The organism is Microcoleus sp. Pol7_B2 (assembly GCF_036701035.1).
Taxonomy (GTDB): domain Bacteria; phylum Cyanobacteriota; class Cyanobacteriia; order Cyanobacteriales; family Microcoleaceae; genus Microcoleus.
Genome location: NZ_JAUBQB010000050.1, coordinates 1 through 15,047 on the forward strand (window position 1 = coordinate 1; position 15,047 = coordinate 15,047).

The following is a 15,047-nucleotide window of genomic DNA, read 5'->3' on the forward strand; positions in this document are numbered from 1 at the left end:
TGGTTAATCCACAGCACTTTAAAAACTGGTTTACAAGCTGCTGCTACTGTACTTCATAAACCTGGAATCGGCTGTAAATTATGTGTTGTGGCAATGGGGGTGAGGGGGAGAAGATGTGATGCTTTTCCCGCGTTTTAGAAAGATGCTCAAAAAAAGCGCCAGAAATCATAACTTGCAAGTTTTGTTTAATTTGCAGGTTTTGTTATATGGAGGTAAAAATTGGCAACTGCTAAGGCAAAAACCGATCCAAAGCCGCTTTCAACTCTTCGATTTCCGTATCGATATTGCCTTCTTTAGCGGCTCTGGCAATGCACTCTGTTAAATGTTCATCAAGAATGATTCTCGCCACGCGATCGAGCGCGCCTCGAACCGCCGCAACTTGCACGAGAACTTCGGGACAAGGACGGTTTTCTTGCACCATTGTTTTAATACCTCGGACGTGTCCCTCAATCCGAGACAAGCGATTTACCAGCCGCCGCATCGATTCTTCATCGTGATGGTGAGGGTGGGCTGATTTATCGTCGTGATGGTGGTGGGAATTGGAGGGCAAGGATTTGTCAGTAGAAGTATCAGATAGAATCATTGGGGTTACGAAGGAAATTTAAAAGTTAGAATTCAGAATATGTTGAGTTGGTGCGGGCTGGTGACTCATGTATTGTAACTGTCAAAATATATTTAGGATCTTCATAGTGGCAGATTATTGAGCCCGCACGATCGCACACGTTTACCAGACTAACCCAGACTAACAAAGATTGACGCTATGCGACTATTTAAGTTTTTTCGCCCCGCACCTCGAATCGGTACTCGTTGGTTCGCCCTAATTTTAGCAATGACGATCGCCCTGAGTGCGTTCGGTATCAATGCTGCACCCGTTGCCGCTGCTGATGGCACAAACCCGCCCAACTTACAGTTCCAGAATTCCCCAGCCACTCCCCCGAATCCCCAACTGTTAGCACTGCGGGGCGGGGAACTCCCGGCGGATACGGCCAGTTTTGTGACGGCGGCTGTCGATCAAGTCGGGCCGGCTGTTGTCCGCATTGATACCGAGCGCACTGTCAGTCGCAACCTCGACCCTTTAATGGAAGACCCCTTCTTCCGTAGATTTTTGGGAGAAGATTTACGGAGCATGACCCCCAGACAAGAACGCTTACGCGGTCAAGGTTCCGGCTTCATTATTGACAAAAGCGGGATTGTTTTAACCAACGCTCACGTAGTTGACAAAGCCGATCGAGTGACTGTCACCTTAAACGACGGCAGGACATTTCCAGGAGAAGTGCAAGGTACTGACGAAGTAACAGATTTGGCTGTTGTCAAAATTAATACTAAGCAATTAGACTTGCCGACTGCCACCTTGGGAGATTCCGACGCGGTGAAAGTGGGAGATTGGGCGATCGCCGTGGGCAACCCCCTGGGATTTGACAACACCGTCACCTTGGGCATTATCAGCACCCTCAAACGCTCCAGTGCAGCCGTCGGCATTCCCGACAAGCGGCTCGATTTCATTCAAACCGACGCCGCCATCAATCCCGGCAATTCTGGCGGCCCGCTGTTAAACAGCAGAGGAGAGGTGATTGGCATCAACACGGCGATTCGAGCTGATGCAATGGGTATTGGGTTTGCGATTCCGATCGACAAAGCCAAGGCCATTTACGCGCAGTTAGCCAAGGGAGAACAAGTCAGCCATCCGTTTTTGGGGATTCAGATGATTGCTTTGACTCCTGAAATGGCCAGAGAGAATAATTCTGACCCCAATGCTCCTTTGATTGTCCCGGAAGTTAAGGGAGTGTTAGTGATGAGAGTTGTGCCCAACACCCCTGCTGAGAAAGCAGGCCTTCGCAAAGGGGATGTGATAGTTCAAATTGACGGTGAGGGAGTGACTGAGGCGGAACAGTTGCAAAGTTTGGTGGACAACAGCAAAATCGGTCAAATTCTGAAACTGAAAGTGCGCCGCGGTTCCCAGATTAAAGAAGTAGCCGTTCAAACTGCTCAACTGATGGATTTTTAGAAGTGAAGAGGAAGGGGGGAAACTGTTAAAAACCACATAAAGTTTGTATGTAGTGAGGATTTTAGTCAAATCTTAATATGTTTAGGTAAGCTGTTGTGCATTTAAGTTGTATGTTGACGGCGGGTTTTCCTGCCCACCTCACAGGAGTGAAAAACTATTTTACCAGGAATTTAAATGCACACACAGCTTAATAGTCACTAAAATCTTCACTACAAACGAGTTTTATTATTGGTGATTGATAATATGACACGAGTTCAACTTGCCTATCCCAAAATTCTCGATAGTAAAAATTGCCCTCATGAACTATGTATAGCTTTTGAGAAGTACGATGGCACTAATTTGCATTGGGTTTGGGAAGTTGAACTTGGTTGGTATGCTTTTGGTACGCGCCGCAGTAGATTTGATTTGGATGAGATGGGAATTGCAGAATTTAATGCTGCACATCCAGGTTTAGAAACAGCACCTGAAATATTTAAAAGAGACTTTTCTAGTCCCTTAGAGTCTATATTTCGAGAGAACGAACAGTATCACTGCGCTGAAATTACTGTGTTTACAGAGTTTTTTGGTGCTCACTCGTTTGCGGGAATCCACCAAAAGGACGATCGCAAACAACTGGTGCTTTTTGATGTGGAAACTGAGAAAGGTATGGTTGTTCCCGATCGGTTTATTCAGGATTTTGGTAAATTAAATATTGCGCGAGTGATTTATCGCGGCCAACTGACGGCCAAGTTTATGGACGATCTTCGCAAGGGGAAATACGGTGTAGATGAAGGTGTTGTGTGCAAGGGAGGCCGCAATGCTAATAATCTGTGGATGGTGAAGATTAAGACTGATGCGTATATGCAGAGATTGCAGCAAGCTTTTAAGGATGATTGGGAAAATTACTGGGAGTAATATAAAATCTGAAGGCTAACTTTTTCCATGAATCGATCGAGTAGTGCGATCGGTGAAACCTCATTTTTTGCTCCCCCTTTACCAGAAGTGTTGACAAAGAACCTATCTTGTGCTGAGATGGCAGTGCTGAAGGTGCAAAGCGGAAGTATCAATTTTTGATTTGGAGAGTGGGACGGCGCGATCGGTTTACATCACGCAGCAGTCTGTGTGCGGTCTGTTAAAATCTTTGTAACTTCTGTGTTTTTACCTATAAACTAACCAAATGGGGAAAAATATCACAGTAGAAAGTTTCTGAATTAATTGTCACAAATATCCAATGGGTTACGATAGCTGGAACAACCTCTTAATTGACACAACAGCACGTCCCCAGCCTTTAGCTGAGGAGCGCTTCCGCGAGTGGGTTGCAGGTAAGGGAATTTTCATTAGTTCTCGGAGAGATGCCGAGATGAATCCTGTACGACAAGCTGCTCGAAAATATTTATACGAAATAGGTGCTCATCCAATTATGTGGGAGGAGATGACACCAAGAGATGAAGCTTCTGAACAAGCTTATTTAAACGGTGTCGATCAATCAGATATTTTTGTGTTATTAGTTGGTAGAAGTTACGGTATCGCCGATTTCACAGGCTATTCACCCATCCATAAAGAGGGAAATCAGGCTACTAAACGCAAGATCCCACGCTTACTTTTCATGCTAGAGGGAATTCAAGACTCTGAGCGAGACGGGCGATTAAATGATTGGCTGTTGTCGCTCTACAAGGAAGTTTCTGTTGCATCTTTTTCAACGACGCATTCTTTTGTTTCTCAGCTTGATGCTCGATTGCGAGAGATGGCTGCACGAAGTTACCGCTTTTGGATTAAACTCGGTAATCTCGTCTTTCCCGGTTTAGTCAAGAGTGAATCAATTCCATCAAGAGGGGGAAATCATTTTACTGTAACTGCACGAGTAACCCAAGGAAGTGTGCGTCATGCCCTTCTAAGCCTGGGCAAACCATATAGATCCGACCAAGCATATATTAATTCCATAACTTGGTCCGATCAAAGTTTCCCCATCCAAGTCGATTCTGTTTCAACAGACTCGGAGTTTACAACGGAGAACTTAGTACGTATTGAATGTACAACACCTCAGAATTTTCATGGATATTCGGGAGATACCAGCAGGATGATATCAGTCGGTGGAGGTGTTCGTGGAAACTCTTTAGGACCAGCCGATCTTGCGTATATTTGGGCAACCTTGGCTATTTTTGGTAAAGAGGTGGAGATAGATAGCAGTCTTCTAAGTCTGGCGCAATCATTCACAAGACCTGATACATCACCGTTGCCCGAACTCCTGCGTAAAACAAAGGCATCAGGCTGGATTGCTGAAGGGTTGACAAGACTGTACATAGTTGAGGAGTTTCTACAACGGTATCCTGGGTATTTTGAATACTTGAATGTTGAACCTGCTACAGCAACGGGAGTCCGGGTTGATGCTTCTTTTGTAATTGTGTCAAGCTCAATAGCCGATAAGAAACCTATTCGGATTCAAGGATTTGTTCCTATAGTAGGTTAGTTTTTGTTAGCAGAATTTCAAAAACTCTCAGAAGCAGATAGATTCTAGAAATTCCTGTAAATCATAGAAATCTATAGAATCTAAATCTTCGACGTAAATCATTACGGTTAATTTTTTAGTAATGAAGGTTCGCTTTGTTTCAACGATAAAAGAGGTAATAATTAACTTGGCTAACTCAGTTCTAGATAAGCCGACACGAGCAAGGTCAGAGCCAATGATAGGTATAGCTACACCTGTACCTTGGCACTTTTGACGAACTTCTTTCCAGAGCTTATTCAGCGAAGTCATAATATAGTCGGTATTTGATTGAATATTCAAGTTATTGTTCATGTATCCATAAGCTGTCAAGAAATAGCATTTATTATGTGAACTGAGTGTAATTACTGTACCGATGGGGTATCGCCAAGTTTTTCCTCGACTTTTATCAAAATCTTCCTGGCGCTCGGTGTGATACGGTTGGAGGGCTACTTCAATATCTGCATCCAATCTGCTGCGATCGCCTCTATAAACCTTTGTAAGAAACTGTCCTTGAATACTGGAGTCTCGAATAATCTCTCCTATTTCTGTATCAAAAGTATCGTTACAACCAATGACTAAATGCCCGTTTTCATCAAAGAGATCACCTATTTTGATTTCAATATTTGAATCAGGAGAAATAAGTTTTTTAGATATAGCCATTCGAGGTCGGCATTGAATGATAGCAAAAATGAACGACAAAACTGCAAGTCCAAAGTAACCCAGCCAACCTATGTTGAGCTTCTCTGGGAAGACCAGCGTAGCAGGTTCAATAAATAGCCACAGTAAACCAAATGTACTTACGAATGAATTTACGAATCGTGGAAAGCTAATTTTAGTAATTAGCTTTAGATAGAGGCGGATTTTCACAGATTTATTTGACATTAGGTGTTAATTTCAAACTTTGATTGTACTAGATTATTCCTAACTGGATTGCCTGTTGCAATATTTATGCGTTACCAAGATCGCGGTAGCTCGTTATTCTTTTCCCAGATTTTGCTAGTTGAATAAGTTTGCTAACATTTTTATGAGGACTTGCTCGCCAAAAATCCGAACGACTTCGGCTAGCGATAGTGTCATACTTCTGTGCTGTGAGCTCTAAGTCATCTGCTGTATTGAAAATAGTTAAGATTGCCGATCCATATCTACCTTGTTGTAGTATTGCATCTTGAATTGACTTAATGATAAATCTATTCGTTTCCCAACGCCAAGTAAATGATCCAAAATAAGGGAATTCTTCATTTAGATGAACCGATTTTAGAGAAAGCAAGAATTCAAAAAGATCGAACCAATTTAAATATTGAACTTCTTCTTCATAAGGATATAGCTTACTTTTGATTAGCGGAGCAAGATGGTCGCTGACGGGAGTGTTTCTTTGTTCAAATCCAGGTTCTATAAGTTTCCCTAGACGGTCATAGAATACAGATATCGGATCTAATTTGTTTATTAAGTTAAATTCACGATCGTAGTCAAGTGAATAGATTTGACGCTCTAAAGCTTCTCGCAAAAAGTTAGTTTTCCTTGAACGAAGTGCAGAAATTCCTACAGTGTAGAGTAGAAGTAAAGCAGGATAAATCTTGATATTATTTACCCCTAGGTATCCACTTTCAACCTTTCTGGTACTGAGACGCTCTATCCAGTCACCAACAATAGCTAGCCAATCGACTGAGGAATCGTTTCCATATTTGCAAATCGTGGCAATTGCATAGATAGAAGGTGTAGTGGCTGTTTCTAAAATTTGAGCAATTACTGAAATGGTTTCTACTGTTGGTTGCTGACTCAGAAGAGCAGCGAGATCAGGAGAGCTAAGAACAAATTGAACCTTGGCGATTTCCTTTTCCTTTACCTCTTCCATGTCTTGAACACCGAAGGGAGACTCAAGTAGTTTTTTAACAGAGGTTTGAGCCTCTGTTAGGGTTTCAAACGAAATTTCAAAATTGGGAGAAGTTAGAACTGGTTGCGTTGGCAGTCTGAGCGCCTGTTCGATTGATTTTGCTTCCTGCTCTGCTGCTCGTCGCTCTCTATCCTCCCTAGTGATTTCTAAAACTGATGCAGTAATATGTCGGAAAACTTTCTCTCTGAACTCTTCAATAGTTTTATAGGTATCAGTCAATCCTTCCTTGTTTAACTCCTCTTTGTATTTTAGAAGGCGTTCGTACTGTTTTAGATCGATTCCTGAAGGGGGTGCTTCTTTATCCGAAAAGTAGACAATGCAGCGTTTTCCTTCATTATGTGCTCTCTCAATCTCTTCTACAGTACCTGAGTCGGCTTGAGGAGTGGGTGTCCCAAGTCGAGTCCAGAAGACAGCTATCAGGAGATCGCAATTGTCAACCAGTTGACGATTGATAATAGCTTGTCCGCGTTCCTCAAGATCAGGGGTTCCATCTGTTTCGCATCCCAAAGGCATCAGAACCATTTTCATGTCTGAAGAGTGCATTGAGTTCCAGTTGGCAATTTGTTGTCGAATAATTCCCCGCTCTTGAGTAACGTCTCCAGGGCTAGCAATTAGAACACGATAAAGCTTGGTATCAACTGGCATATTGTTGGGGTAATATTCTACTACAAGATTAACGATAATTACCTGGATCATCACCCTGAGTGATTTCTGAGTTTAAGTTTTCCTCTATGCCTCCAAAATTATCTTCAATGAAGATAGGAGTAATTTCCGATCGTCCCCTACACAAAATTAGCCGGATCTTGATCTCGCCGATGCTTCAGCAGAATCGGAGAACCTTGGCCATCACCCACCAAAGCCGCCGTTTCCTCCAACGCTTCCCTCAATCGCTTGGCCGCGTAGATGGACATATCGCGGGGCACATTCACCCGATCGCGCAAATACCGCAAAGCCGCATCAGAACCGGGCGGCGGCGTACAAACTTCGCCAGTCATCATCAAAGTTAAAGCACAACGCAAAGCCTCATCAAACAAGTTGTCATCAGCAGGATTGACTCGAACGATATTGCGGTGGTGCTTGATAACGCGGTGAAGTGCTTCAGCGCGGGAGGTTTCCGGTTCTGGATACATCACATCCGGCAGTCCAGCCCAAGGCCCATTATCCACGCGGGCTTTATTGACAAGCATCTGAGGTTCGCCGTTTTCATAACACCCGCCCATCTGAGGCGGTAAATCGTGGACGTGGGTGTGAAAATCGCTCTGAGTGCCACGATAGGTAGGACGGGTTTCCATCGCCGCAAACCAGTCAGCAAAGCGCGGGTTTTCTTCCCGCATCGAGTAACCTTTGTAGTAGTAAAGACTGGCATTCATGCGTTCGACGTAGGGCGTAAAGATCACATCCGCAGTGCCAAATTCATCGAGGAAATAAGGCCCCGGAGTGCTGGCGAGAGCCTTTTCTACCTGGGCGACGACGCTGATAAATTGGTTGCGGTTGTGCTGTTCTACTTTTGCTGAACTTGCTGGGTAGCACAGCCAAGAGCACCAGGCTCTAAATAGCAGTCGCTCTAGCCGCCGCAGGGGAATCACTGCGGGGTTTTCCATTCCCAAACCCAAGGGGCCATAGACTCGTTCCAGCGCGATTAAGATATCATCGCTTTCGGTGATGATGCGGCCGTCTAGTTCGATCGCCGGTAGCATTCCCGATGGCACTTTGCGTTTGTACCAAGTTTCTTTTTCCCCATAGCAGAACATAGTAACTTTCTCAATGCGGTAGGGGATTTGTTTTTCTTCCAGCCACAGCCAAATTTTTTGGCAGTAGGGACACCAAGCATGGTTGTCACGGTACAGGGTGACTCTCACCTCGGATTCGGTTTTGCCAAAGAGGCGCAAGCGGGATTGAGCGTTGGTTGGCCCGTTGACGCGATCGACTTCAAAGTCTGTGAAGGCTTCTAATTCTGTCCAGCTTAGGGGGGTCATGCGATTTTAGATATTAGATATTAGATTTTAGATTGGAGAATTGAAGACAGCGACTGCTTCGTGGCAATAATAGAACTTACGCACCAACTCTATCTGTAGGGTGCGCTGTGCGCGCACCTTATCCCTACCCATAGCGTATTCAACTATTTTTTGGTCTTAGTGCTGAATAAGATAGTTGGTTCTCAGTTAAAAAAGGCTTTGAAGACTCAAGTCCTCACTAGAAACTTAACTACAATTAAGGCGACAGTTGGGGAGGGGGTGGGGCGTCTTGAATTTTAGCCAGTGCTGCTTTCATTTCAGGAGTGGCTAGCAACTTTTGGGTATCTGCGATTAAACGATCGCCCCAGAGGTTTTCTTTGAGATATTCTACGGTAGCATAGCGTTTGTCGAGCGTTAGAGCTGCTTCTCCCATCGCTAAGCCTTTTTCTTTGTCACCTTTGCCGTAGAGTGCTACTGCTAGAGCTAGCATTGATTCTGCTGCTTTGTCGTCGATCACGATCGCCTGTTCCCAGCGTTTGATGGCGCTATCCACATCTCCCATTTCGTATTTGACTAATCCGATATTGTTAATAGCTGGCCACAGGTTTTTTTCTAAAGCAAAGGCTTTTTCATATTGGGCGATCGCCTGATCGAACCGCTTCAGCTTATAAAAAGCATTGCCTAAATCAAATAATGCACCTGGAGTGTCTGGTTTTAACTTTAACCCTGCTTGCAAATATTCGACTGCTTTCTCGTAGTTCGCTTTCCGAAAGTGAGCTTCTCCCAAGACAAATTTAATTGATGGATTTTCTGGCGACAGAGATTGAGCTTGCCCCAAAGCTTCAATGCCTTTGTCAAACTGCTCGACTTGAAGGTACAAGCTACCTAACAAAGTCCAAGTTTGAGCATTCTTGGGGGCTAACTGTGTGGCGAGTTCGGCTCTAGGTACGGCAAGTTGGTACTGCTGCAGTCTGGCTAGCTGGACGGCTTCTTCTGCAAGGCTCAAGGCTGTTTGTTCCAGTTGGGCAGAGTCGATTTGCAGGGTGTAAGGCAGGAGTGCCTGTGCGACAGCAGGCTCGGGCATTGTCGACAAACCGAGTGCGAGTAGCAGAGATATTAAAGGAATGCGATTAGGCACTGTACAGCCCCAGAAAAAAATATAAGGGTTTCTCGATCGCCTATAATAACTCATATTTTTGAGTTTTGATATTGCTTCTTGACTCGCAACACCTCGGGGTTTTCATTTAAATACTTCTCAAATTATGTTTACATTCAGGATAACCGTTTTTCTTCACTGTTTTAGAGACGACTTATCACCTCACTACAAATAGGCAAACTTAGGAGTTATTAGAAACTCAAATAAGTTAATAAATAACGCTTCGCGCTTGTCAGTTAAAAAGTTACAATATTCTGTTTTTGCTCATAAATAATAGTTTATTTTTACTGGTTTAGAGAGGATTTAATTCCTCACTACCAACCTGGTAAATTTTTCATTTTCAGGAAATAGAGTGAGTCAATAAAGCCTGTTGAATTTTGTCTAACAATTGTGCTGCTGATAAGGAAGAAGGCAAAATTTTAGCAGATACTTCTTGCAGTAGAAAGTCGATCGCCTCGGATTCCGAATTTACAGCAGATCGATAATCCCAGACTAAAATTGGCAGTTTTACTGCCATTTGCCGCAAGTTCGACAGGGCCTGCAGCATAGCGGGGGATTCTGAGGGGGCATCTCGCAAACACAGCAAAACTAAGTCAACGCTTTGATATTGCAACTGCTGCAAAACTTCTGTCCAGCTCTGAGCGATCGACCCTCGAAATCCTGCGGTGTGGATGTACTGGATCAAAGCTTGAAAGTTGGGAGTAGAAAACTGGGAATTGGGGAGGGGAATCTCGGCATTTGTCGATCGCTCGCAATGTTCCAATTCTTCCGTCGGGTTCCCCTCAGAAGAGGAGTGCAAATCGGGTAAAGTCGAAATGTCGGCAAATAAAATGCTGGGCTTCCAACTCATGCCCGCAGCAACTTGAATCACTTGCCACAAAGCACTTGGCATTAACCCGGTTGGTGAAGTTTCACTGTCGTCGGGACTGCTAGTGGCTAAACAGGGAAATACCGACAATCCTTTGACTTGATTTGCCAGTTGCGTAGTTGGGGGGTCTAAAGTCACCAAGGGGAGAGAACCCAAATTTCGAGACCGACTTAACTGTTCGATAAAAGCTAAGGGGTTTTGCAGTTGACTTGTACCGTCCAAGACGATCGCATCGGGCCGCCAAATTCTGGCCACGAGTTCTGCTTGGCCGAGGTCGTCTGCTTCTAAAACCCGGCAGTAGTTGGGGTTGAGCAGTAAAGCGGAACCTTGAGACGAACTGTTTTGCGGGCTGAGCCACAACACGGTTAAAGAACTCCTTACTTTGGCGCTACTAGCATTACTGTGACCGATCAAGTCTGCCAGCAGCCGCCGCAAAGCGGGTTCTTCCACCGGCAAGATCAAAAAACCTTCGGCTCGGTTGACACTGGCCCGTTCTTTTTCGCCTCTGGTGGCCGTGACGATCGCCGGAATCGATCGGGTATCCGGGTCACTCTTGAGCAGCGTCAGCACGTCCCAACCCGAGAGCAGTGGCAGCAGAGGGTTGAGGAAAATCGCTTCGGGACTGAACCTGCGGGCTTTTTCCAGCGCTTCGGTGCCGGAACGGGCGACTATTACTTGGTAGCCCAAACCTGAGATGACGTTGGTTAAATCTTCGATATATTTGGGAACTGCTTCGACTATTAATACTAAACGAGAGGGAGAATTGGCGATCAGAGTCGGATATTGTGGTTTTAATAATTCTTCCTCAGCCGCTCCCGGTGCCGGGACTTCTTCACTGCTGTTTCCCGGAGGAGTTGGTGGCAGCAGCAGCGTAAATTGAGAGCCTTGGTTTTCTGAGGAAATAAACGAAACGTCTCCGCCGTGGAGCCGAGCTAGGCGTTGAGTTAGTACCAGTCCCAGTCCGGTTCCTTGAAAGCGCCTGGTGAGCGGGCTTTCTAGCTGTTGGAATTTCTGAAAGATTAGGTGCTGTTTGTCGGCGGGGATGCCGATGCCAGTGTCCCAAACTGTGAATGCGATCCAGCCTTCCCAAACATTCACTTTCAATCCGATTTTGCCGCCGATCTCGGTGAATTTTAGGGCATTGGAAAGGAGGTTAACTAGCATTTGCCGCAGCCGCAGTTCGTCGGCAACTAAGTGGCTCAGTTCCGGTTCTATTTCGAGTGTAAATTCTATTTGGGCGGAGGGTTCTGCGTTTGCTGTACCGTCCGTTTGGCTGGCGCTGGGAGGGTTTTTTTCTTCTTGCTGTTGCAGTTGTTTTGCTTGTTCAAAGGCTCTTTGGCAGGTTGATGCTATTTCGACTGCTTCGGGAATTAGTTCTAGCTGCCCGGTTTCCATCCGGGTCAAGTCTAATATATCGTTAACTATTGTCATCAAATGCCGCCCGCTTTTATGGATTAATTTGGCGTAGCGTGTTTGGCGGTCGTTGAGTTCTCCGATCAATTTATCTTTGAGGAGGCTGGACAAACCGAGGACGGCCGTGAGCGGGGTTTTTAGTTCGTGGCTGATGCAGGATAAAAATTCGTCTTTTAGTCGGTTGAGGTGGATTAAATCTGCGTTTTTTGCTGCTAATTCTTTGGCGACTAAATGTTCTTCGGTGACATCTTGTCCCATTACTAGAATTAGCTTGTCTGAGAGCGGCTGTTTGACAAATTGCCAGATCCGTTCTTGATCTTTTTGTACGGGGCATTCGCAAATGTAGGTGTCTGGTTTGCCGGCGGTGGGGCACCAAGCTGGAGCGGTTAAGGTTGAGGGGGAGGCGGCTGCGTACAAGGGCAGCGGGCAACTGGTGGCTGCGGTTGAATCACGCGCGGCGAAGCTATCCCGCAGGGAATCGCCCGATCTACTTGCTCCTACTAGGCTCCTGCATTCTTTGGTGATGGCCTCTAACTGCACGCTCTTGTATTCGCTTGTTAAATGGCTTGGTTTGCGGGGCGAGTGTTTACCCAAATTTGCTGCTGGTTCTGGAACTGGTTCTGGGCCTGCTCCCAGCAAAATCCGCCACGCTGCGTTTTGACTGACTATTTGTGCGGTTGGGGTTTGCAATCTCAGGGGCAAGGGCAGTTTTTCCAACAGTTCGACTAGGGAGTTCAGGTTTTCCGAAGGTTTCAATCCTGCTTCTAGAAAGCGCAGTTGAGCGTCTAGGGCGGTGGCGATGGCTTCGGAAACCGGTTTTAATTCGATTTCTTTGACGACTGTTTCCTCTTCTGTGAGGCAGCAGAGCGAGCTGCTGTTGAGTGCGGCGAATTGCAGCAGGCTCAGGCTGTCTAGCATTCCTAAAAATTGACCACTGGCATCTGTGACGGCGATCGGAGTGTTGGAGGGGGTGCCGGCGGTTTGGCGGTTTTGCCGGGCTGGGGTGTTCTGTTCCTCTGTTTGCAGGTACTCCCAGAATTCGCTGACGCTCATAGCGGCGGGTAATGCCCTGACTGGTTCGATCGCGATCGAGCTTTCTGACAAAGGTTGCTGCCCGTCGTTTGTGCGATCGGCCGCGCGGGCCCAAAGGCTGCGGAGGTACACTAATCCAAGCGGCTGTAGCTGTTCGTTGACTACTGCGACTCGATCGCAGTTACAGGATCTGAAAATTGACTGCAGCGATTCTACCGCACCCGTTTGGAGGCACAGCGGCACTGGCTCGATAAAATTTTTGAGACTGGGGGTGGTGAGTGGCATAACAAACCTGAGAGTCTGCTCGCGAGAGCAGTAATATTTTTGATGCTCAATGTAGCTGCGAATTTCTGTATCTTATTTGTTTTATATCAGTTCGCTATCAGGCTCCGTATCTGCACCGACACCGGGGAGTTCGATGCCTACGCCTGATTTGAGGCGACTAGCAATTATTTTAAGGCTTAAGCTTAATTGCAGAAATCACGCTCAGGGTGCTTGACACAAAAACCACGGAGTACACTTTGATTCTTCTTCTGGTAGAAGCGCATCACTTATTTTGCGGTTAAGATTGGTTAAAATAAATATTGAGATGATTGTTAAAATGTTAAGTTTTTTGTAAAGGAGATATCAACTCTGAGCGATCCAGCACTTTCAGGCAACTTAGGTGGTGTACCTACAGCTTTGCTTCCTCAACTTTCTATCGGTATTTTTGTCCGCTCTGAGGAAATTGCAGCCTCTGCGATCGAGCTTTTGAGAGGCGAACGCTATACTTTAACGCACATTAAGTCGGCAGTGGAGCTTTTGGGGTTCCTTAAGCACAATTATCACCTTGATTGTTTGGTTTTGGAGGTGGATGGGGCTCTGCGATCGCTTCTGGGCAAGCTGCAAGAACGATCGCTCTTTTTGCCTGCTGTGATTTTTTCGCCTCACGCACACGTCGATGGCAGGCCCGAAGCACCATATTCAGATGGTTTTGAGGCCGCAGCCAGTACCGCCAACAAGAGTCTAGACGAAAGCTGTGCTTTTTTTTATCACCCTGCTGAGGTGCAACTGGCAATCGCTCGTTCGAGCGAAATAGCTGCGGGTATCGATCAGGCGATCGCACAATTTCTGAAACTTTCAACTCCGGTTCCTGTCAATTACCAATCCGTAACGGTCGATGCGACAGCCCAATTGACTGCTCAAAGTTTGCTCAGCCGACAGCAGCGGCGACTGGCGGAAAAACTACGGGAGCGATTAGGATACTTAGGTGTGTATTATAAAAGAAATTCCCAGATTTTTTTGAGAAATCTGTCGGTACCAGAGAAGCAAAAGTTTTTGGAGCAACTCAAGTCAAGTTATCGCGACATCGTTTTGAATTATTTTTCTCAAGATGTTGCGGTCAACAATCAAATAGATGAATTTGTGAATTTGGCTTTTTTTGCGGACGTTCCCGTGACTCAAATTGTAGAGATTCACATGGAATTAATGGACGAGTTTGCTAAACAGCTAAAAATAGAAGGGCGCAGCGAGGAAATATTGCTGGATTACCGTTTGACCCTGATTGACGCGATCGCTCATATGTGCGAGATGTATCGGCGATCGATTCCGAAAGAGACCTCTCAAGGTAGAATGTAGAAGGGATTAGGCATAATTTAAAAAAAAAAGGTAGAAGGTAGAATCTAACAAAAAAGAAAGGAGCCGACTAACTGCCGCGCGAGCGCGAGGCGGAAATTATTATAAAATAACAAAGAACAGCGGATTTAAGACAAATAACAACTACAACTAACATCTGACAACTAATACTCAACATTTAAAAAAGTTCATGAGTCCTCTGAAGAAAACCTACGTTCTGAAGCTGTACGTTGCGGGGAATACTCCCAACTCAGTGCGAGCTTTGAAAACCCTAAAGGACATCCTAGAACAAGAATTTCAAGGTGTCTACGCGCTGAAAGTCATAGATGTTCTCAAAAACCCTCAGCTAGCAGAAGAGGACAAAATATTGGCAACCCCGACGCTGGCCAAAATCCTGCCGCCGCCGGTGCGAAAAATTATTGGCGATTTGTCCGATCGTGAGAAAGTTCTGATAGGATTAGATTTGCTCTATGAAGAACTTCGCGAAGAAGACCTGAATTCATAAGATAATCAGGTGAGAGTCAGTCGATTTTAGATTTGAGACTTCGGTTTGGCGTGAAACGTTCGGCGAGCGCTCAGTCGAAGCGTCGAGTCGCGCGAGCGTCGAACGATGTTAGATTTTAGATTTACTCCACAGATGAATCTGGGA

General features: G+C 45.5%; 11 protein-coding genes. 5 read left to right on the forward strand and 6 right to left on the reverse strand.

The window, feature by feature from the left end:
• Positions 1-229: 229 nt before the first annotated feature.
• On the reverse strand, positions 230-583 hold the full coding sequence (locus QUA57_RS18430; RefSeq protein ID WP_242723064.1) for a metal-sensing transcriptional repressor: 354 nt from the start codon (positions 581-583) through the stop codon (positions 230-232).
• 177 nt (positions 584-760) lie between these two features.
• Between QUA57_RS18430 and QUA57_RS18435 the strand changes: the two genes are divergently transcribed.
• From QUA57_RS18435 to QUA57_RS18445, 3 genes are all read left to right on the forward strand, one after another.
• Positions 761-2,005, forward strand: coding sequence for an HhoA/HhoB/HtrA family serine endopeptidase (locus tag QUA57_RS18435; RefSeq protein WP_333062835.1), 1,245 nt, complete (start codon positions 761-763; stop codon positions 2,003-2,005).
• A gap of 243 nt (positions 2,006-2,248) precedes the next feature.
• Positions 2,249-2,899 carry an RNA ligase family protein gene (locus QUA57_RS18440; protein WP_333062834.1) on the forward strand — a complete coding sequence of 217 codons (651 nt, stop codon included), beginning with the start codon at positions 2,249-2,251 and terminating at the stop codon, positions 2,897-2,899.
• Between the two features lie 316 nt (positions 2,900-3,215).
• Complete coding sequence (locus QUA57_RS18445) at positions 3,216-4,451, forward strand: DUF4062 domain-containing protein (protein WP_333062833.1); 1,236 nt, start codon at positions 3,216-3,218, stop codon at positions 4,449-4,451.
• A 27-nt stretch (positions 4,452-4,478) separates the two neighbouring features.
• Here QUA57_RS18445 and QUA57_RS18450 read toward each other — a convergent pair whose 3' ends face one another.
• The 5 genes from QUA57_RS18450 to QUA57_RS18470 all read right to left on the reverse strand — a co-directional run bounded on the left by QUA57_RS18450 (position 4,479) and on the right by QUA57_RS18470 (position 13,069).
• Positions 4,479-5,351, reverse strand: coding sequence for a macro domain-containing protein (locus QUA57_RS18450; RefSeq protein ID WP_333062832.1), 873 nt, complete (start codon positions 5,349-5,351; stop codon positions 4,479-4,481).
• Between the two features lie 64 nt (positions 5,352-5,415).
• The gene (locus tag QUA57_RS18455) at positions 5,416-7,005 is read right to left on the reverse strand and encodes a hypothetical protein (RefSeq protein WP_333062831.1); all 1,590 of its coding nucleotides are present in this window, start codon (positions 7,003-7,005) and stop codon (positions 5,416-5,418) included.
• Between the two features lie 137 nt (positions 7,006-7,142).
• Positions 7,143-8,336, reverse strand: coding sequence for a glutathione S-transferase family protein (locus QUA57_RS18460; protein WP_333062829.1), 1,194 nt, complete (start codon positions 8,334-8,336; stop codon positions 7,143-7,145).
• A 235-nt stretch (positions 8,337-8,571) separates the two neighbouring features.
• Positions 8,572-9,453, reverse strand: a complete 882-nt coding sequence (locus tag QUA57_RS18465) for a tetratricopeptide repeat protein (RefSeq protein WP_445251925.1) — start codon at positions 9,451-9,453, stop codon at positions 8,572-8,574.
• Between the two features lie 358 nt (positions 9,454-9,811).
• Entirely contained in the window at positions 9,812-13,069 is a 3,258-nt protein-coding gene (locus QUA57_RS18470) for an ATP-binding protein (RefSeq protein ID WP_333062826.1), read from the reverse strand.
• Between the two features lie 396 nt (positions 13,070-13,465).
• On the opposite strand from QUA57_RS18470, the gene QUA57_RS18475 reads away from it, so the two are divergent.
• Both QUA57_RS18475 and kaiB read left to right on the forward strand, forming a co-directional pair.
• Positions 13,466-14,401 carry a circadian clock protein KaiA gene (locus tag QUA57_RS18475; RefSeq protein WP_333062825.1) on the forward strand — a complete coding sequence of 312 codons (936 nt, stop codon included), beginning with the start codon at positions 13,466-13,468 and terminating at the stop codon, positions 14,399-14,401.
• Positions 14,402-14,588: 187 nt separating this feature from the next.
• Positions 14,589-14,903 carry a circadian clock protein KaiB gene (kaiB, locus tag QUA57_RS18480; RefSeq protein WP_006632119.1) on the forward strand — a complete coding sequence of 105 codons (315 nt, stop codon included), beginning with the start codon at positions 14,589-14,591 and terminating at the stop codon, positions 14,901-14,903.
• The last annotated feature ends 144 nt before the right edge of the window (positions 14,904-15,047 follow it).